Origin of the sequence: Methylobacterium soli, assembly GCF_008806385.1 — a bacterium.
Lineage (GTDB): Bacteria > Pseudomonadota > Alphaproteobacteria > Rhizobiales > Beijerinckiaceae > Methylobacterium > Methylobacterium soli.
This window is the reverse complement of sequence record NZ_VZZK01000065.1, coordinates 272-17017: the sequence shown is the minus strand read 5'-3', so window position 1 is coordinate 17017 and position 16746 is coordinate 272. Positions and strand designations below refer to the sequence as shown.

The window sequence follows — 16746 nt, the reverse complement described above, 5'->3', positions numbered from 1 at the left end:
CGTTGCGGGCGCCGCGACGGGAGGCTGCGGCTCGGAGCGGAGATTTGCCGGCGCTTCCGGGATGAAGACCTCGGCGGCCGGTGCCGCAACTTTCGGCTTGATGGGCGCGACCGGCGCGGCCTTCTCGCCGGCACTCGGCGCGGTGCTTGCCTGCGGAGGCACGGCCGCGGGCTGGCGTCCCGCGTCCCGCGCGCCGGCATCCTCCGGCGGCTTGCGGATGAGCGCGGTCGTTGATTCCCGGGTCTCGGCCGTCGCGTCGAGGACGAAGGTCGAGCGGGTGAAATTCATGGGCTCGCCGTTGTCGGGGCGCGAGACCGCCACGACCGCGAGGGTGTAGGTGCCGGCCTGCGTCGGCGGCAATGTCACCGAGAGCTGCGGCAGATCCCAGTTCGTGACGTCGATGACGGCCTTCTCGTCCGCGGCCGTCACCGCGTGGTCGGTGTCGCTCAGGCGGGCGCCCTTGGGGAGCCCGAGCAGATAGGTGCTGGCGACGGACCGTCCCGCCTTGGCGCTGACCGCCACCGTGAGGGGGATGGCTTGGCCAGGGGAGCCCGAGACGTCCGCGGCCGTCACCACGGAGACGGGCTGGACCCCCATCTCGGCCGCTTCGTCGTCGCTCCTGTAGGCGACGTGGTCGCGCCCAATGGATTCGGCCGAGGCGATGGCGGGCAGCGCGAGGCAGGCGGCCAGGATCGGAAACGAGACGCTCAGGCGTCGACGGTGTTCGGGCGTCCTCAAGCACGACATCGGCGCTTCTCCCGACATTCCTTGGTGGACCATCCGGAACCGATGTCCCGTACGGTCAATCACCTTCAGTCGGCCAACGGAAGCACCTCGGCCTTTGCATAGATCAGGATAGGCTGCCTCTTCCGGACTAAGTCGTCCGGCGCATTCGGGCTAGCTCACGCCGCCCGCCAGCGGGCGAAGGTTGCGGCCTGTCCCCGGACCGTCCCGTCGCTGTCGATGAGTTGCCAGACCACGCCATCCTCGATCCAGAACCGCTCGCCCGACCGGGCGATCCGCAAGCCGCGATAGCCGGTCGCGAAGCCCTCACGCGCGACGGCGTCGAGAAGCGCCTGGCGCTCGGCGCGGTTGGGTGCCTCCGCCGACAGACGCGACGGCAGGGCCGTGATCGTGGGCCAATCGTAGCCGAAGCAATCCTGCGCCGTCCGGTTGGCATAGATGAAGCGCGGATCGGGGCTCGTGTCGTGCGCGAGCACCGCGAAGGGGGCCTCGTGATAGAGCCAGCCCGCGTCCCGGCCCGGTGGGACGAGCGGGCGCCCGACGAGCCGCGCGTGGCTTCCGGCCAGAAGGCCGAAGAAGTCCGGATCGACGGACAGGTGCGCGGCGGTGCCGTCCCGGCTCATGCGGCGAGGTAGGCCGCGAGATTGCGGCGGATCCGGTCGAGGGGCGCTTCGTCGCGATCCGGCAGCACGAAGCGTTCGCCCGTAATGGTCTCGAAGGCCCGGATATAGATCGCGGCCGTCTCCAGGACGATCTCCGGCGGGATCGGCGGGACGGTGTCCTTGTAGGGATCACAGCGGGCCGCCACCCAGTTGCGCACGAAATCCTTGTCGAAGCTCTCGGGGGGAGCGCCCTCGGCAAAGCGCGCGGGGTAGCTCGCGGCAAACCAGTAGCGGCTGCTGTCCGGCGTGTGGATCTCGTCCGCCAGGACGATGCGCCCCTGCGCGTCGGTGCCGAACTCGTACTTCGTGTCGGCGAGGATCAGGCCGCGCTCCGCCGAGAGGGCCTGCCCGCGCGCAAAGAGTGCCAGCGCCGTCTCGGACACGCTCTGCCATTGCGCGGCCGTGAGAAGACCCTGCGCCAGGATCGCGTCGGCGGTCAGCGGCTCGTCGTGGGCGCCGTCCATGGCCTTGGTGGTCGGCGTGATGATCGGAGTCGCCAAGCGCTCGTTCGGGCGCATTCCGTCGGGCAGGGTGTGCCCGTACATCGAGCGGGCGCCAGCCTTGTACTGGGTCAGGATCGACGTGGCCGTCGTCCCCGCGAGGTAGCCCCGCACCACGATCTCGACCGGCAGGATGCTGAGATGTTGCCCCACCACGACATTGGGGTCCGGATAGGCGATGACGTGGTTCGGGCAAAGGTCCCGCGTCGCCTCGAACCAGTATCGGGCCGTCTGCGTCAGGACCTGCCCCTTGAACGGGATCGCGGCCAGGATCTGGTCGAAGGCGCTGAGCCGGTCGCTGCTGATGAGGATGCGGCGCCCGTCGGGCAGATCGTAATTGTCACGGACCTTGCCGCGGTAATGGTTCGGCAATTCCGGCAGGCTCGCCTCCTGCAGCACCAGATGCGCGTAGGGGGTGAGTTCGGCCGTATCCATCGGGTACTCCGTCGAGCCGCTGCGTGTGTCCCACCCTATGCGCGATCCGAGCCGGGATCGCGAGCCGGTTTTCGCGCCGCGGCGTCGACCAGGCCCGCCCCGCCGCCTGCGCGTCGGCCGGGATGAACCGCGGCCGGCGGCCGGCGTTGCCCCCACGGGGATTGCGTGCACGCCGCTACGCGAGCGAGGAATCGAGATGACCCCATCGGCAGATCCCCTCACGGGCCGTCGCATCCTCCTGGTGGAAGACGAGTATTTCCTGGCCGATGATCTCAGGCGCCTGTTCGAGGCGAGCGGCGCCGAGGTCATCGGTCCGGTCGCTCGCCTGCAGGAGGCGCTCGATCTCGTGACCGGCACGGCACGGATCGACGGGGCCGTGCTCGACATCAACCTGTGGGACGAGATGGCCTACCCGGTCGCCGATGCCCTGCACGACCGAAACGTGCCGTTCGTCTTCGCGACCGGCTACGACAAGGGCGTGATCCCCCGGCGCTACGAGGCGGTGCGCCGCTGCGAGAAGCCGGTCGAGCCGATCGAGGTGGCCCGGGCCCTGTTCGGCTGACGCGCGGGTTCAGGTGCCGCCGAAGAAGGCCAGGCGGGTCAGAAGGGTATAGCTCGCCTCGAAGGTCATGATCGCCACGAAGACGAGCAGGGCCGCCGGCGGAACCAGAATCGCGTAGATCAGTGCCAGCCGCTCCCAGGCCATGTGCATGAAGATCCCGACGATCAGACCCGCCTTCACGATCATGAACAGCAGGATCAGCGACCAGCGCAGCAGGCCGGTCAGGTGGAAGTAATCCACGAGGTAGGAGCAGGCGCTGAGGACGAACAGCCATCCCCAGACCAGGAGGTAGAGGCGGATCGAGTGCCCGTGAGTCTCGGCGTGGCCTGCCTGGGTCGCCATGGTCCGCTCCTACCAGAGATAGAACAGCGCGAAGATGAAGACCCAGACGAGATCGACGAAGTGCCAGTACAGGCCCGCAATCTCGACGTTCTCGTAGCGCCCCGGCTGGCTCGTGAAGAAGCCGCGCTGCCCATGATCGAAATCCCCGCGCCAGACCTTGCGGGCGATGACGAGCAGAACAATGACCCCGATGCTGACATGGGTGCCGTGGAAGCCCGTGATCATGAAGAAGGTCGAGCCGAACTGGTCCGCGCCCCACGGGTTGCCCCAGGGGCGCACGCCCTCATGGATCAGCTTCGTCCACTCGAAGGCCTGCATGCCCACGAAGGTCGCGCCGAGGATTGCGGTGGCGAGCATCAGCAGCGCGGTCCGAGTGCGATCGCGCCGATAGCCGAAGGCGACCGCCATCGCCATCGTGCCGCTGCTGGAAATCAGCACGAAGGTCATGATGGCGATCAGGATGAGGGGCAGCTGCCTGCCGCCGATCTCCAGGGCGAAGACCTCGCTCGGGTTCGGCCAGGGCACGGTCGTCGACATCCGCACCGTCATGTAGGCGAGGAGGAAGCAGCCGAACACGAAGGTGTCGCTGAGGAGGAAGATCCACATCATGGCCTTGCGCCACGAGGCACCGCGGAAGGTCTGGCGCTCCGCGCTCCAATCGTCCGAGAGCCGGCGCCAGCGGCCGGGATCCGCCTCGGGGGGGCGCGACGATCGCAGGGTGAGGCCGGTCATGGCTTTCGCGCTCCGGTCAGGTGCGGCAGAGGGCTTCGATCCAGCCGGTCCAGGGCGTCCGGAACAGGATTCCGAACAGGACGAGCCAGATCGCCAGGAGGGCATCCCAGTAGAGGGCGCAGAGACCGATGGCGGGCTGCGCATCCTCAACCGCTCCCGCTCTGGCGGACCTGGCCGTCACGATCCCGAGGGCCACGAATCCGCCGCCGAGATGCAGGGCATGGAGCGCCGTCATCAGGATGAAGAAGGCGGCCGCCGCATCCGAGACCGATGCGGTGTCCGCGAGTTGGCGCCAAGCGAGGACCTGGCCGGCGATGAAGCCGAGCGTCGCGATCGCCGCTCCCGTCAGACCCAGAAGCGCGCCGTCGCGCTCCCCGTGGGCGGCCGCCCCCTTCGCCCCGTGGAGAGCAAGGCTCGCGACAATCAGGAGGCCCGTCGTCAGCCAGACGATCCGCGGGTCGGGCAGGCGCCGCCAGATCTCGGGCGGGACCCGCATCGTGTAGGCGGCGACGAGTAGCATGAAGAGCAGGCCGACCGCCGCCAGGAACACGGCGAGGCCGAGCCGCGCCGTCGGCATCGCGACGGGGCGGGGCGAGAGCGCGAGCGTGGGGCCTGCCTCCAGCCACGGCTTCGAGGCGAGGCGCTGGCGCGACAGCCAGCGGGCGGCCACGAGCCCCAGGGCCGCGAGGTAGAGCAGGACGAGGCTCACGATGCGGCTCCCGCCTCGGCCCGCGTGAGGCCGGGCTGGTTCTGCGGCACGAAGTCCCGGTCGGCCCCCGGCACGCTGTAATCGTAGGGCCAGCGATAGACCACCGGCAGCGTGCGGCCCCAATTGCCGTGCGCCGGCGGGGTCTCGGGGGTCTGCCATTCGAGGGTGGTGGCGCGCCAGGGATTACCCCCGGCCGGCGCCCCGTGGGTCCGGCTCCTGGCGAGGTTGACCAGGAAGACGATCTGGGCGGCGCCGACGAGGAACGCCACGATGCTGATGAAGGCGTTGAGCGTCGCGACCGAGGGGGTGACGAAGCCCAGGCCCTCAATGTCGAAGTAGCGCCGCGGCACCCCCATCAATCCGAGGTAATGCATCGGGAAGAAGATCGCGTAGGCGCCCAGGAAGGTCGCCCAGAAATGCAGCTGGCCGAGGCGCTCGTCGAGCATCCGGCCGGTCACCTTCGGGTACCAGTGATAGAGACCGCCGAAGATCACGAGGATCGGTGCGACGCCCATCACCATGTGGAAATGCGCGACCACGAACAGCGTATCAGAGAGCGGCACGTCGACCACGACGTTGCCGAGGAACAGGCCGGTGAGCCCCCCGTTCAGGAAGGTGACGATGAACGCGAGGGCGAACAGCATCGGCAGCGTGAGGTGGATGTCCCCGCGCCAGAGGGTCAGCACCCAATTGTAGACCTTGATCGCCGTCGGGATCGCGATCACGAGCGTCGTGGTGGCGAAGAAGAACCCGAAATACGGGTTCATGCCGCTGACATACATGTGGTGGGCCCAGACCACGAAGCTCAGGGCGCCGATGGCGACGATCGCCCAGACCATCATCCGGTAGCCGAAGATGTTCTTGCGCGCGTGGGTGCTGATCAGGTCCGAGACGATGCCGAAGGCCGGCAGGGCGACGATGTAGACCTCCGGGTGCCCGAAGAACCAGAACAGGTGCTGGAACAGGATCGGGCTGCCGCCGCCATAGGCCAGGCGCTGCCCGGCCTCCACGATGGCCGGCATGAAGAAGCTCGTGCCGAGCAGCCGGTCGAGGAGCATCATCACGGCGCCGACGAACAGGGCCGGGAAGGCCAGGAGCGCCAGCACGGTCGCGGTGAAGATGCCCCAGATGGTGAGCGGCATCCGCATCAGGGTCATGCCGGGCGCCCGCGCCTGCAGCACGGTGACGACGTAGTTCACGCCCCCCATGGTGAAGCCGATGATGAAGAGGATCAGGGAGACGAGCATCAGGACGATGCCCCATTCCTGCCCCGGCGTGCCGGCCAGGATCGCCTGCGGCGGGTAGAGGGTCCAACCGGCGCCGGTCGGGCCGCCCGGCACGAAGAAGCTCGCGACGAGCACGAGCACCGCCAGGAGATAGATCCAGTAGCTCAGCATGTTGACATACGGGAACACCATGTCCCGTGCGCCGAGCATGAGCGGGATGAGGTAGTTCCCGAAGCCGCCGAGGAACAACGCCGTCAGCAGGTAGATCACCATGATCATCCCGTGCATGGTGATGAATTGATAATATTCCTTTGGTCCGATGAAGCTGGCGACGCCCGGAAACCCGAGCTGCAGCCGGACGAGCCAGGACAGGACCAGGGCCACGAGGCCGATGGCCAGGGCCGTGCATGAATACTGGACGGCGATGATCTTGGCGTCCTGGCTGAACACGTATTTCGTCAGCCAGCTATGGGGGTGATATAGCTCGACGTCGTCGAGATCCGCCCTCGGCAAGGCGCCGGCAGCCCCGAATTGCGCGTCGGCCATCGGATCCTCCTCCCTACCGCCCGCGATCCGCGCGCAGCCGAGCCGCGTGCCGGATCCCGGCAGGCCCTGAGGCGAGCTGAGCGAAGGTCTTCTGCTGATCGAGCCAGGTCCGGTACTCGGGTTCGGCATCGACCACGACCCGGCCACGCATGGCGTAGTGGCTCACGCCGCAGACCTCGTTGCAGAGCGCGTCGAAGGCGCCCGTCCGGGTCGGCGTGAACCAGAAATAGGTGATCATGCCGGGAATCATGTCCATCTTGGCCCTGAATTCCGGCACATAGAAGTTGTGCACCACGTCGATGGAGCGGAGCAGGACCTTCACGGGGTGCCCGACCGGCAGGTGAAGGTCGCCGCCATCGACCACGACGTCGTCGCGTGCGGCCGCATCCTGCGGGTCGAGACCCAGGGGGTTCTCGTCACTCACATGGCGGATGTCGGCGGCCCCCAGGCGTTTGTCCGCGCCGGGCAGCCGGAAGCTCCAGCGCCATTGCTGAGCGACGATCTCGATCTCGGTGGCGTGGCTCGGCACCCGGACGAACTGGCCCCAGACGATGAGCCCCGGCGCCAGCATCGCCGCAACCCCGAGCGCGGTCAGTCCGATGAGCCAGGCTTCGAGGCGCCGGCTCTCGGGCTCGTAGGCCGCCTGCTGTCCCGGGCGATGGCGGAAGCGGAAGACGCAATAGGCGACGAACAGGACGATGGCCGCGAAGGCGATCCCGGTGATCCAGAAGGTGATGATCAGGGTCGTGTCAATATAGTCCCAGTTCGACGCGATCGGGGTCCACCACCACGGGCTCAGCAGGTGGAAGGCGATCGACCCGAGGGCAATCAGGACAAGGACCAGCGCCATGGCGTCTACCCTGTGCGCCCCGGGCTGCCGAACAGGCTCTCGATGCTCCGTCCAGTCAGGCCGCGGCGCGTCTCTCTTCCGCACGTTCACTCCGGGAGGTCACCCGCATCAGGGGGCGACCGCCCTCCGATAGAGATGCCACGTCGCGTGGCCGAGGATCGGCATGACGAGGGCGAGCCCGACGAAGAGCGGGAGCATGCCGATCACCAGGAGCCCGGCGACGATGAAACCCCAGAGCAACATCGTGCGCGGGTTGGCGCGCACGACGGCGAGCGATGTCTCGATGGCCGTCAGCGCGTCCACGTCGCGGTCGATCAGCATGGGAATGGAGACGACGCTCACCGCGAGTGCGATCAGCGAGAACGCGAACCCCACGAGGTTGCCGAGAGCGATCATGGCCCAGCCGCGCCGGGTCGTCAGCACCTCCTGGGCGAAGGCGAAGACGGATTCGTGCCGCTCCGTTCCGTAGAGCGCCCAGTACAGACCCATCGCGATCACGAGCCACGCGAAGAAGATCGTCATGAGCACGAAGCCGACGGCGACGAGCGAACCGGCGGAGCGCGCCTTGAGGGGCTCGTAGGCGTGCGACCAGCTCGTATCGAGCCCGGCCTCACGCCGCCGGCTGAGCTCGTACAGGCCGATGGCCGCGAACGGCCCGATGAGCGCGAACCCAGAGGCGAGCGGGAACAGCAGCGGAATGAGATCCTGCTCGAAGGTGAGCGTCGCGATGACCAACCCGGCGATCGGGTAGATGACGATCACGAACAGGACGTGGGTCGGCATCGCGAGAAAATCCTCGACGCCCTTCATCAGGGCATCCCGGATGTCCTGCAGGCGGACGATGCGAACGCTCGGATGAGCCATCGACGGATGCGGCGAGGCGGCATGGAGCATCATCGCAGAGCCCTCCGCTGGCACCGGGATCCGCGGCGACCAGCATCGCCGACCCGCCGGTGCGACAGACATCGATCATACGCTATCTTTTACTTCCTGTCGCAGGATTTTGGATCGCAGACCAGAAAATTGCAAAGCTTCCGATAGGTAATAATCCAGATCGATCGCGATACCGAAGAAAGATCCTCCGGAAATGTACGTGTCAGTACAAATTTGAGGAGGGTTGAGGGCGGCTGGATCGAAGGATCGACTTGTGGGACAATGGCGCTCGACCACGCCTCGGCTTTGGAGGCTCCGATGACCACCTACATCATGTTGGCGAACTGGACCGATCAAGGGGCGCGATCCGCTTCGGATTCGCCCCGGCGCCTCGACGCCGCGAAAGCGCTCCTCGCCAAGATGGGCGGGACATTCCAGCATTTCTTCCTGACGCTCGGACCCTACGACGTGGTTGCCGTCTACGAGGCTCCGGACGATGCGGTGGCGGCTCGGTTCAACCTGCAACTCGGGATGCTGGGTAATATCCGCACCCAGACCCTGAAGGCCTTTCCAGAGGCCGCCTATCGGGAAATCGTGCAATCCCTCGGCTACGAGGATCCGCCGCGCTGGCGCGCCTAAAGCAGGCGGCGCCGATCGGACGGGGACCTTCGCCCCGAGGGCGGCTCCGTCCCCAGGATATCGCGCGCCAGGAACCGGCGGCCGTCTTCCTCAGCTCTCGCGGGAATGCGGCTGACCGTTTCGATGTGCCGACGCGGAATCCGCCCGAACCGCGCGAAGATCCGCGACGATCTCCGCGATGAAATGCTGGAACGAGACCAGCGAGAAGAGGGCGATGCCGAAGACCAGCAGGGCGGAGACGAGGGTCTTGGCGGTCAACACGTCCACGGAAGTCAGTCCTGTCAGGAGAGCGAGCAAGTGACAGGCACTATCTGGGCCCGCGCGGGGCGCCCCACCACCCGGATTTGCGGGCATCTGCCATGCGGAGCCGCGGGGACGCGGCGTGCGCCCGCGCACGGCAGCCCCGAAATGGCCAACCCCGGGTTGCAGATCGGTCATGAATGGTTAAGCTTGCCCCATGCCGCAGCGTCGGCGCCCGCCGAAGGATCTCATGGCCTCGATCAAAATCAAACCGACCCACGACGGCACCTACACGATCTACCGGAATGGTGGCGCCGTCAGTACCGGCTTGACGCGCGCGCAAGCTGACCAGCTTGCCGCAGTGCTCAGAACGCTAGAGCATAAGATCTAACCTGATAGATTTCCGAACGAATACATACAGTATGGCGGCCGGTGCTTCGTCGGGCTGCCATGCTGACCCGCGACGGCCTGCGTGAGACGAGAGTCAGCGCGCGCCTGTTTTACGCCTGCCGCGCGATGGTGGCCCATAGGCGCTCTGCCGGCGGGCTCTGCCGGACGCGCGGACGATAGAGCCGGATCTCGATCGGGATATCCCGATCCGCATGTGTCGCCCGCACGAGCGAGCCGCGCTCGAGATCCTGCGCCACGAGGCTCAGCGGCGCCCAGGTCACGCCGCGCGCATCGCGCGCCATCGCGACCAGGACCGAGGCGAGATGCGAGGTGAACGCCGTCCGCAGCCCCGCCGCGCCGTCTTGATCGGCCTGCGCTCCAGCCAAGATGCGTCCCATCCCGGATTCTGCGCTGAAGGCCAGGAGCGGAACCGGCGCCGCCGGCGCCCCCGGGAGACGAAAGCGCGGTGCCGATCCGTCGCGGTCCGGCGCGCTCACGGCCAGCAGCCTGTCCGCGCCGAGCATCACGGAGCGGAACTGCTCCGTCATCAACAAGTTCGTCGCCCGCGCATGGTGATGGCACAGCAGGAACTGCACCTCGCCGCGGAGCATCATCTGCTCGCACGCGCTCATGTGGGCGGCCGTGAGGTGGATCGTGGCGTCGAGGGGAGCGGCCGTCTCGACCATGCGCAGCCAGGCCGGAAAGAAAGTCAGCGACAGGGCCTGGGTCGCGGCAAATCGCAGGGTCGCGGCCGCCATCCGGCCCGCCTCGCGCGCCGCTTCCCGGCCCTGGAACAGGCGCCGTAGGGTTTCCTCCGCGACCGGCCGGAAGCGCGCTCCGGCCGCCGTCAGGGCGACGGGCTGGAGATCACGGTCGAACAAGGGAGCGCCGACCCAATCCTCGAGGGCGCGGATCCTCCGGCTGAAGGCCGGCTGCGTGATGCCGCGCTGCTCGGCGGCGCGCGAGAAGCCCCCGCAATCCACCAAGGCGAGGAAGTCCTCGAGCCACGCCGCGTCCATCGATCCCCGGCCTCTCGCAGGAGCCGCATCCTGCCGCAACGCGCCATCCCGGCAGGATGCGAGGCCGCCGGATTACGGTCAACGCCCCTGGCGCAGCCCGGAGCTTCGGCATCATCCTATGCCGGATCGGCATTGGCGGTGGCACCCCCGTTCGGCTCCACTCCGCGCCATACGGCCCCGCGATCGAGGCGAGATTCGACGACCATGCAGCCGCGCACGCTCTACGACAGGATCGTCGACGCCCATACGGTGCGGCGCCTCGACGACCGCACCGGCCCCGGTGCCGAGATCCTGCTCTACGTCGATCGCACGGTTCTGAACGAGTACACGAGTCCGCAGGCTTTCAGCGGATTGCGCGACAAGGGCCGCCCGGTCTGGCGCCCCGCCGCGGCGCTCGGCGTCGTCGACCACGTCAATCCGACGGCGGCCGCGCGCGTCGCCGCGATGCCGGATCCGGGCGGGGCTCGGCAGGTCGCCTACTTCTCGGAGAATTGCCGCGATTTCGGCATCGAGCTCCTCGACGTGCTGCATCCGTTGCAGGGCATCGAGCACGTGGTCGCGCCGGAACTGGGCTTTGTCCTGCCCGGCATGGTGATCGGCGCCGGCGACAGCCACACCACGACCTACGGGGCGCTCGGCGCGCTCGGCTTCGGCATCGGCACCTCCGATATCGAGCATTACCTCGCGACCCAGACCCTCGTGTATCGGCGCCAGCGCACGCTGCGCGTGAACCTCGACGGAACCCTGCCCCCCGGCGTCACCGCCAAGGACATGGTGATGGCGCTCATCCGCCGGATCGGTGCCGACGGCGCGACGGGTTACGCCGTCGAGTTCGCCGGGACGGGCATCACGGCCCTGTCGATCGAGGCCCGCATGACGATCTGCAACATGGCCGTGGAATGCGGCGCCCGCGGTGTCGTCATGGCGCCGGACGCCGCGGTGATCGACTACCTCCGGGACAAGCCGCGCGCTCCGACCGGAGCCCTGTGGCAGGCGGCCGCCGCGCATTGGCTGACCCTGCGCAGCGACCCGGATGCGGCCTTCGATCGGGAGGTGCGCCTGGCGGCCTCCGAGATCGAGCCGATGATCACATGGGGCACGAGCCCGGATCAGGCAGGTCCGATCGGGGGCCGCGTGCCGGATCCCCAGGCCGAGGCCGATTCCGGCCGCCGCCGCGACATGATCCGGGCGCTCGCCTACATGGACCTCGTTCCCGGCGCCACCTTCGCGGCAATCCCGATCCAGCGCGCCTTCATCGGTTCCTGCACAAATGCCCGCCTGTCCGACCTGCGCGAGGCGGCGGCGGTCCTGCGCGGGCGTCGCATCGCCGAGGGCGTGCGCGGCATGGTGGTGCCGGGCTCGTCCAGCGTCCGCCGCGCGGCCGAGGCGGAAGGCCTCGACCGGATCTTCGTCGCGGCCGGGTTCGAGTGGCGTCAATCCGGCTGCTCCCTCTGCCTTGCCATGAACGACGACGTGCTGGCGCCCGGCGAGCGCTGCGCCTCCAGCACGAACCGCAACTTCGAGGGGCGCCAGGGCGCAGGCGGGCGCACGCACCTGATGAGCCCGGCCATGGTCGCCGCCGCCGCGGTCGCCGGTCATCTCACGGACGTTCGTGCCCTCGGCCGGGAGGCCTGATCATGCAGCCCTTCCTCCGCGTCACCGGGCCCGCCGTTCCCCTGCCGGGGGCCAATATCGACACCGACGTGATCATGCCGAAGCAGTTCCTGAAGGGGATCGATCGCGCGGGTCTCGGCGACGGCACTTTCTTCGACCTGCGCTTTACCGGATCGGGTGAAGCGAGAGCCGATTTCGTCCTGAACCAGCCGGGATGGGCCGATGCGCGCTTCCTCGTCGTCGGCCCGAATTTCGGCTGCGGGTCATCGCGGGAGCACGCCGTCTGGGGCCTGCTCCAACTCGGCATTCGTGCCATCATCGGCACGAGCTTCGCCGGCATCTTCGCCGACAATGCGGCCAATAACGGCCTGCTCCTCATCGGACTTCCGCCCGAGGTGCTGGCCGAGATCCAACGGGTTGCCGCCGATCCGGACCGCAATCGCCTCACAATCGACCTGCCCGCCCAGGTGATCATTCCGCAACCCGGTCCCGAGATCCCGTTCCCGGTGCCGCCCCTGCGCAAGGCGGCGCTGGTCCGCGGCCTCGACGCGATCGGGACGACCCTCGACGACGCCGAGGCGATCCGGAGCTTCGAGGCGGCGCATCTCGCCGCCCATCCCTGGCTCGCTTGAGCACGGAGAACGGCCCATGACGCTGCCACGATGCGAGCGCTCCCCGAGCCTCTTCCTGCCGGGCTTCGAGACGTTCGATCTCTCGGTCGGTGATCCGCCCATCCGCATCCGGACGGCGCTGTCGCCGGGCGGAGAGCGGTTGCCGGTTCTCCTCCTGCACGGCCACCCGCAGACCCACGCGACCTGGCACGCGGTCGCGCCGCGCCTTGCCGCGCAGGGACATCCCGTCGTGGCCATGGATCTGCGGGGTTACGGCGACAGCGAGAAGCCGGCCTCGGACCCCGACCACGCGCCCTACGCGAAGCGGGCGATGGCCGCGGATGCCCGCGCGGTGATGGACACGCTCGGCTATTCCCGGTTTGCGGTCGTCGGGCACGATCGCGGCGGGCGGGTGGCCCACCGCCTCGCCCTCGATCACCCGGACGCCGTCGCGCGCCTCGCGGTCCTCGACATCGCCCCGACCCTGACGATGTACGAGCGCACCGACCGCGCCTTCGCGACGCGATACTTCTGGTGGTTCTTCCTGATCCAGCCCGAGCCCTTGCCCGAGCGGATGATCGGGGCGGATCCGGAAGCCTATCTCCGCCACCATCTGCGGGGGCAGAGCGCCACGCCGGGCGTGCCGGAGGAGCGGCTGATCCGCGAATACCTGCGCGCCTATCGGGCCGAGGGCGCGGTTCATGCGATCTGCGAGGATTATCGCGCGGCCGCCGGGATCGACCTCGACCACGACCGGCAGGACGCGGCGGCCGGGCGCCGGATCGAGGCGCCGCTCCTCGCTCTCTGGGGCGGGAAGGGCACCGTGGGTGCGCTCTACGATGTTCTGGCGACCTGGCGGGAGTGGGCGGAGCGGGTCGAGGGCGCCGCGCTCTCCTGCGGCCACCTCGTGCAGGAGGAGGCGCCGGAAGCGCTCCTGGCGCGGCTCATCCCGTTCCTGCGCGATTGATCCGGTCAGCAGCCCTGGCAGATGCCAGTCGTGCCGCCACCAGCCCGGATCGATCCACGCCCGCCCGCGCCGTGATGCGAGCCCCGCCGCCCGTGGATGGGCCCGTAGACGCCCGGATCCGGCTGGAATTGCACGCCTCGCTGGTTCTGCATGCGCAGCGTGTTGAAATCGGATGTCTGCTGCTGCTGGAAGGCGCGCGCCTGCCCCTGCGCGGCGAGCGAGTCGTTGATGCTGTTGAGGTTCGAGCTGGGCAGTCCCTGAGCCAGGGCCGGAGCGGCAAGGCCCAGAAGGGCGAGGCAGCCGAGGAACGTCGCGCGCATGGCGGGTGACTCACGATTTCGGTTGACGATCACGTGCCGTGACGACGCGGCAGGACTGGCGCGGTTCCGGTGCTGCCGCGCGGCCCCTCGACGCTGCAGAGTTGCACCGCGTCACAATCCGTACCATCCTCCGCATCCGTCACAAGGCTCGCTGGACCTCGGGCGTCGCGCGCCTAACATCCCGCGCGGCCGGCCTGTCCGTCGGCCTGAGGGAGAGTTCCGTCCATGCGCGTTCCGACCGACCGTATCGCTGCGGCAGCCTTGGCCCTCGCCGTCCTGGCAAGCTCCGTGGGAGAGGCGGCCGCCGGCTGCACCCGCCGGGTCACGAACCGCTCGGTCTACACGCTTCTCGTCAGCCAGGACGGAGCGCCGGCCGTGCGTGTCGGTCCCGGCCGGTCCACCCCGATCTACATGAGGCAGCCGGGCCGGCTCGACCTGACCGCGACCTGCGGACCCGAGGGCGGGACGCCGCCCGTGGCCTCGATCAGCCTCGACTACGAGGCCGTGCTCGATCGTTGTTTCATCCGGATCGGCGATGGCTTGTTCGAGCCCCAGCTCGGCCCCGGCTTCGTCGGCGTCCGCGACGTGGCCCCCTTCGCGGTCAACAACCCGAACCAGGGGGACGTGGTGCTCGGTCCGGTCGGTTCGTCCGCCTGCCCGGTCCTCAGCCGGGGCGGCTGACGGGCGGGCGCGATCGATGCTAGGCAATCGGCCCCATCTTCGAGGGCCGTCATGTTCCCCAGTGTCGTCAGCGCCAATCCGCTCGACAGTGTCGCCCACATCATTCAGGTGGCACTCGCGCCGGCCTTCCTGCTCTCCGCCCTGGCGACGCTCCTGAACGTCTTCTCGACCCGCCTCGCGCGCGTCGCCGACAAGGTCGACGCGACGGCCGGTCGCCTCGATGGAGCCGATCCGGCCGAGATGGCCCGGCTCTCGCGCTACCTGTCCTATCTGCGCCGTCGGTCCCTGATCCTCGATGGCGCGGTGATTCTCGCCTCGCTCGGTGCCGTCATGACCGGCATCTCGGTGCTCACGCTCTTCCTCGGGGCATTGCGTGACGCGACGACCGCCAGCGTGCTGTTTGCCTGTTTCGGCATCGCACTGCTCTGCACCATCGCGGCGATCGGTGCCTTCCTGACCGAGATCCTGGTGGCCGGCCGCGGAATCCGGGTCGAGGTCGCGCGGGGGCAGGACCACGCCGCGAACCTCAAGGCGCGCTGAGAGACGCCGAGGCCGGCCTTGGGGGCATCCGCGCAATGGGAGCGGCCCGCCTCAGCCGGCCTTCGCGGCGGTCCCGGCCTGGTGCGTTCCCTCGAACAGGATGTCGTAGGTCACCGGGTCGTAGTAGCGCATCAGGTTTCGGACGAAGGAGCGCGGCTCGACCGCGAGCGCTTCGGCCCAGGTCCGGTAGCGGTCGGGAGGAATTCGGCCGCGCCCCGTCTCGATCTGCGACACGAAGGTGTAGAACTCCGCCCCGATCAGGCCAGCCAGTTGCCGCTGCGACAGTCCCCGCGCCTCGCGCAGCTCCCGCAGGTAGCGGCCACCTTCGCGGCGCAACTCCTGGACTTCGTCCGAGGCTAGCTTCGTCTGATGCGCATACATGGAACCACACGCTGGAGCCAACGGCGCCACCTGCGCCGCCCGAGGTGAAGTGTGACTCTTATACTTTACGGGAGAAAGTGTCTACGCAGAACACTGTATGAGGCTTCAAGTACCGAACTGTACCGATTCCCGAGCTCATCTCATCCAGAAAATGGATACATCATTTTTACTAAGCTGAGACAGGTTTGCGGTGGTGCGGGCGTCGAGCCTTCGTCTTTCGGCCGAGCGCCGCAGCGAAGGCGCCAGCACAGGTTGTGCCAAAGGAGCCTGCTGCGCCGGGCCGCAAAGCATCTCGAGCCTATCGCGGATCGATGGATATGCCGAGCCGTTCCGTTCCGCGACGTCGAGCGGATGGACGCGCGAGGGCGGGCAGGCCCCGCGCGAGAGGGCAGCGATTCCCGCTGAGGCCCGAGCCGCCGCGCTCGGGCGGCGCCTACCGATGTGGATCGTTCGTCATGCCGGGTACGGGCAGGACCATGTGGGCGCCGTCGGCCAGAACGATCAGGGACAGGACGAGGCCGAGCGCCGCGGTGTAGGCGACGAGGAAGAGGTCCCGATGCGGGGCGTTCGTGGCGAAGAACAGGATCGCGAACGGGATGCTCTGCAGGGCGAGCGAAACTCCGATATTCAACGCAGGCCTCCGTGCCAGTGCCCCGCCAAGCCTCGCGGCCGGACCATGCATCCTCCCGCGTGATCCGCGCGCTTCGGAACGCGACGCCAGGACAATTCTCGGGACCGGCGTCGTGTTTGGCGGGGTGGCTCGCCCCGTGTTTGGGGGCGAGCCCTTGTGGGTCAGGCGTGGGCGAGGGCGGGGTTGGGCAGGCGGGCGTCGTTCTCGGCGTGGTGACGCTTGAGCATGGGCCGGAGGACGGCGATGGCCAGGACGGCGGCGATCAGGTCCATGATGGCGACCGTGTAGAGCACCGTCGCCCAGGTGCCGGTGGCCTGCATGATCAGGTTGCCGACCGGCACGAACAGGGCGGCAAAGCCCTTGGCGCAGTAGAGCACGCCATAGATCTTGCCGATGTGCTTCGAGCCGAAGGTGTCGGCCGCGGTGGCGCTGAACAGCGAGTAGACCTCGCCCCAGGCCAGGAACACCACGCCCGACAGGATCACGAAGGCCCAGGGGTTCGAGCCGAAATACCCCAGCGCCACGATGCCGA

The 16746-nt window shown here is 68.3% G+C and carries 22 protein-coding genes and 1 pseudogene; 8 read left to right on the top strand and 15 right to left on the bottom strand.

Features of this window, described 5'->3' with window-relative positions; translation table 11 throughout:
- The 3 genes from F6X53_RS30320 to F6X53_RS30310 form a co-directional block, all read right to left on the bottom strand.
- Window positions 1–747 (bottom strand): hypothetical protein (locus F6X53_RS30320; RefSeq protein WP_425324712.1); only part of this gene is annotated, 747 nt, incomplete at its 3' end.
- Between the two features lie 155 nt (window positions 748–902).
- A complete protein-coding gene (locus F6X53_RS30315) occupies window positions 903–1367 on the bottom strand; it encodes an MEKHLA domain-containing protein (RefSeq protein WP_151005374.1) in 465 nt (154 codons plus the stop codon).
- Window positions 1364–2341 (bottom strand): phosphoribosylaminoimidazolesuccinocarboxamide synthase, encoded by a 978-nt coding sequence (locus F6X53_RS30310; protein ID WP_151005371.1) that lies wholly within the window; start codon window positions 2339–2341, stop codon window positions 1364–1366. The genes F6X53_RS30315 and F6X53_RS30310 overlap by 4 nt, the downstream gene beginning before the upstream one ends.
- Before the next feature lie 196 nt (window positions 2342–2537).
- Here F6X53_RS30310 and F6X53_RS30305 point away from each other — a divergent pair, with 196 nt between their 5' ends.
- Window positions 2538–2903 (top strand): response regulator, encoded by a 366-nt coding sequence (locus F6X53_RS30305; RefSeq protein ID WP_151005369.1) that lies wholly within the window; start codon window positions 2538–2540, stop codon window positions 2901–2903.
- Window positions 2904–2912: 9 nt separating this feature from the next.
- On the opposite strand, the gene F6X53_RS30300 is transcribed toward F6X53_RS30305, so the two are convergent.
- The 6 genes from F6X53_RS30300 to F6X53_RS30275 all read right to left on the bottom strand — a co-directional run bounded on the left by F6X53_RS30300 (window position 2913) and on the right by F6X53_RS30275 (window position 8205).
- The gene (locus tag F6X53_RS30300) at window positions 2913–3245 is read right to left on the bottom strand and encodes a cytochrome C oxidase subunit IV family protein (RefSeq protein WP_151005367.1); all 333 of its coding nucleotides are present in this window, start codon (window positions 3243–3245) and stop codon (window positions 2913–2915) included.
- 9 nt (window positions 3246–3254) lie between these two features.
- Window positions 3255–3977, bottom strand: a complete 723-nt coding sequence (locus F6X53_RS30295) for a heme-copper oxidase subunit III family protein (RefSeq protein ID WP_151005365.1) — start codon at window positions 3975–3977, stop codon at window positions 3255–3257.
- Between the two features lie 16 nt (window positions 3978–3993).
- Window positions 3994–4686, bottom strand: a complete 693-nt coding sequence (locus F6X53_RS30290) for a cytochrome c oxidase subunit 3 family protein (protein ID WP_151005363.1) — start codon at window positions 4684–4686, stop codon at window positions 3994–3996.
- Window positions 4683–6458 carry a cytochrome c oxidase subunit I gene (locus F6X53_RS30285; protein ID WP_151005360.1) on the bottom strand — a complete coding sequence of 592 codons (1776 nt, stop codon included), beginning with the start codon at window positions 6456–6458 and terminating at the stop codon, window positions 4683–4685. Before F6X53_RS30285 ends, F6X53_RS30290 begins: the two co-directional genes overlap by 4 nt.
- Before the next feature lie 13 nt (window positions 6459–6471).
- Window positions 6472–7308 carry a cytochrome c oxidase subunit II gene (locus tag F6X53_RS30280; protein ID WP_151005358.1) on the bottom strand — a complete coding sequence of 279 codons (837 nt, stop codon included), beginning with the start codon at window positions 7306–7308 and terminating at the stop codon, window positions 6472–6474.
- Window positions 7309–7416: 108 nt separating this feature from the next.
- Window positions 7417–8205 (bottom strand): DUF2189 domain-containing protein, encoded by a 789-nt coding sequence (locus tag F6X53_RS30275; RefSeq protein WP_151005356.1) that lies wholly within the window; start codon window positions 8203–8205, stop codon window positions 7417–7419.
- Between the two features lie 294 nt (window positions 8206–8499).
- Between F6X53_RS30275 and F6X53_RS30270 the strand changes: the two genes are divergently transcribed.
- Window positions 8500–8820 carry a GYD domain-containing protein gene (locus tag F6X53_RS30270; protein ID WP_151005354.1) on the top strand — a complete coding sequence of 107 codons (321 nt, stop codon included), beginning with the start codon at window positions 8500–8502 and terminating at the stop codon, window positions 8818–8820.
- 90 nt (window positions 8821–8910) lie between these two features.
- Here F6X53_RS30270 and F6X53_RS32800 read toward each other — a convergent pair whose 3' ends face one another.
- Window positions 8911–9087, bottom strand: a complete 177-nt coding sequence (locus F6X53_RS32800; RefSeq protein WP_191971067.1) for a hypothetical protein — start codon at window positions 9085–9087, stop codon at window positions 8911–8913.
- 223 nt (window positions 9088–9310) lie between these two features.
- Between F6X53_RS32800 and F6X53_RS32795 the strand changes: the two genes are divergently transcribed.
- Entirely contained in the window at window positions 9311–9451 is a 141-nt protein-coding gene (locus F6X53_RS32795) for a hypothetical protein (RefSeq protein ID WP_191971066.1), read from the top strand.
- Window positions 9452–9560: 109 nt separating this feature from the next.
- Here the strand turns inward: F6X53_RS32795 and F6X53_RS30265 are convergent, their stop codons facing one another.
- Window positions 9561–10469, bottom strand: a complete 909-nt coding sequence (locus F6X53_RS30265; protein ID WP_151005352.1) for a LysR family transcriptional regulator — start codon at window positions 10467–10469, stop codon at window positions 9561–9563.
- A gap of 204 nt (window positions 10470–10673) precedes the next feature.
- Between F6X53_RS30265 and leuC the strand changes: the two genes are divergently transcribed.
- The 3 genes from leuC to F6X53_RS30250 are packed head-to-tail and all read left to right on the top strand — an operon-like array spanning window position 10674 to window position 13661.
- A complete protein-coding gene (leuC, locus tag F6X53_RS30260) occupies window positions 10674–12104 on the top strand; it encodes a 3-isopropylmalate dehydratase large subunit (RefSeq protein ID WP_151005350.1) in 1431 nt (476 codons plus the stop codon).
- Between the two features lie 2 nt (window positions 12105–12106).
- Window positions 12107–12715, top strand: coding sequence for a 3-isopropylmalate dehydratase small subunit (gene leuD, locus F6X53_RS30255; protein WP_151005348.1), 609 nt, complete (start codon window positions 12107–12109; stop codon window positions 12713–12715).
- Window positions 12716–12731: 16 nt separating this feature from the next.
- Window positions 12732–13661, top strand: coding sequence for an alpha/beta fold hydrolase (locus F6X53_RS30250; protein WP_151005347.1), 930 nt, complete (start codon window positions 12732–12734; stop codon window positions 13659–13661).
- Between the two features lie 5 nt (window positions 13662–13666).
- Here the strand turns inward: F6X53_RS30250 and F6X53_RS30245 are convergent, their stop codons facing one another.
- Window positions 13667–13981, bottom strand: a complete 315-nt coding sequence (locus tag F6X53_RS30245) for a hypothetical protein (RefSeq protein WP_151005345.1) — start codon at window positions 13979–13981, stop codon at window positions 13667–13669.
- Between the two features lie 225 nt (window positions 13982–14206).
- Here F6X53_RS30245 and F6X53_RS30240 point away from each other — a divergent pair, with 225 nt between their 5' ends.
- Both F6X53_RS30240 and F6X53_RS30235 read left to right on the top strand, forming a co-directional pair.
- Window positions 14207–14662, top strand: a complete 456-nt coding sequence (locus tag F6X53_RS30240; protein WP_151005343.1) for a hypothetical protein — start codon at window positions 14207–14209, stop codon at window positions 14660–14662.
- A 51-nt stretch (window positions 14663–14713) separates the two neighbouring features.
- The gene (locus tag F6X53_RS30235) at window positions 14714–15202 is read left to right on the top strand and encodes a DUF2721 domain-containing protein (protein ID WP_151005340.1); all 489 of its coding nucleotides are present in this window, start codon (window positions 14714–14716) and stop codon (window positions 15200–15202) included.
- A 51-nt stretch (window positions 15203–15253) separates the two neighbouring features.
- Here the strand turns inward: F6X53_RS30235 and F6X53_RS30230 are convergent, their stop codons facing one another.
- The 3 genes and pseudogenes from F6X53_RS30230 to F6X53_RS33530 all read right to left on the bottom strand — a co-directional run.
- A complete protein-coding gene (locus tag F6X53_RS30230; protein WP_151005338.1) occupies window positions 15254–15583 on the bottom strand; it encodes a helix-turn-helix domain-containing protein in 330 nt (109 codons plus the stop codon).
- A gap of 433 nt (window positions 15584–16016) precedes the next feature.
- Entirely contained in the window at window positions 16017–16214 is a 198-nt protein-coding gene (locus tag F6X53_RS30225; protein ID WP_151005336.1) for a hypothetical protein, read from the bottom strand.
- Between the two features lie 161 nt (window positions 16215–16375).
- Window positions 16376–16746, bottom strand: a pseudogene (locus F6X53_RS33530) (oxalate/formate MFS antiporter); the annotation flags it as partial.

Bases quoted from the DNA above. Each gene is read 5' to 3' on its own strand.
- F6X53_RS30265 (WP_151005352.1), bottom strand. From the start codon at position 10,469: ATGGACGCGGCGTGGCTCGAGGACTTCCTCGCCTTGGTGGATTGCGGG.
- F6X53_RS30275 (WP_151005356.1), bottom strand. From the start codon at position 8,205: ATGATGCTCCATGCCGCCTCGCCGCATCCGTCGATGGCTCATCCGAGC.
- F6X53_RS30245 (WP_151005345.1), bottom strand. From the start codon at position 13,981: ATGCGCGCGACGTTCCTCGGCTGCCTCGCCCTTCTGGGCCTTGCCGCT.
- F6X53_RS30280 (WP_151005358.1), bottom strand. From the start codon at position 7,308: ATGGCGCTGGTCCTTGTCCTGATTGCCCTCGGGTCGATCGCCTTCCAC.
- F6X53_RS32795 (WP_191971066.1), top strand. From the start codon at position 9,311: ATGGCCTCGATCAAAATCAAACCGACCCACGACGGCACCTACACGATC.
- F6X53_RS30300 (WP_151005367.1), bottom strand. From the start codon at position 3,245: ATGGCGACCCAGGCAGGCCACGCCGAGACTCACGGGCACTCGATCCGC.
- F6X53_RS30235 (WP_151005340.1), top strand. From the start codon at position 14,714: ATGTTCCCCAGTGTCGTCAGCGCCAATCCGCTCGACAGTGTCGCCCAC.
- F6X53_RS30315 (WP_151005374.1), bottom strand. From the start codon at position 1,367: ATGAGCCGGGACGGCACCGCCGCGCACCTGTCCGTCGATCCGGACTTC.
- F6X53_RS30295 (WP_151005365.1), bottom strand. From the start codon at position 3,977: ATGACCGGCCTCACCCTGCGATCGTCGCGCCCCCCCGAGGCGGATCCC.
- leuC (WP_151005350.1), top strand. From the start codon at position 10,674: ATGCAGCCGCGCACGCTCTACGACAGGATCGTCGACGCCCATACGGTG.
- leuD (WP_151005348.1), top strand. From the start codon at position 12,107: ATGCAGCCCTTCCTCCGCGTCACCGGGCCCGCCGTTCCCCTGCCGGGG.
- F6X53_RS30270 (WP_151005354.1), top strand. From the start codon at position 8,500: ATGACCACCTACATCATGTTGGCGAACTGGACCGATCAAGGGGCGCGA.
- F6X53_RS30250 (WP_151005347.1), top strand. From the start codon at position 12,732: ATGACGCTGCCACGATGCGAGCGCTCCCCGAGCCTCTTCCTGCCGGGC.
- F6X53_RS30285 (WP_151005360.1), bottom strand. From the start codon at position 6,458: ATGGCCGACGCGCAATTCGGGGCTGCCGGCGCCTTGCCGAGGGCGGAT.
- F6X53_RS30240 (WP_151005343.1), top strand. From the start codon at position 14,207: ATGCGCGTTCCGACCGACCGTATCGCTGCGGCAGCCTTGGCCCTCGCC.
- F6X53_RS30305 (WP_151005369.1), top strand. From the start codon at position 2,538: ATGACCCCATCGGCAGATCCCCTCACGGGCCGTCGCATCCTCCTGGTG.
- F6X53_RS30230 (WP_151005338.1), bottom strand. From the start codon at position 15,583: ATGTATGCGCATCAGACGAAGCTAGCCTCGGACGAAGTCCAGGAGTTG.
- F6X53_RS30310 (WP_151005371.1), bottom strand. From the start codon at position 2,341: ATGGATACGGCCGAACTCACCCCCTACGCGCATCTGGTGCTGCAGGAG.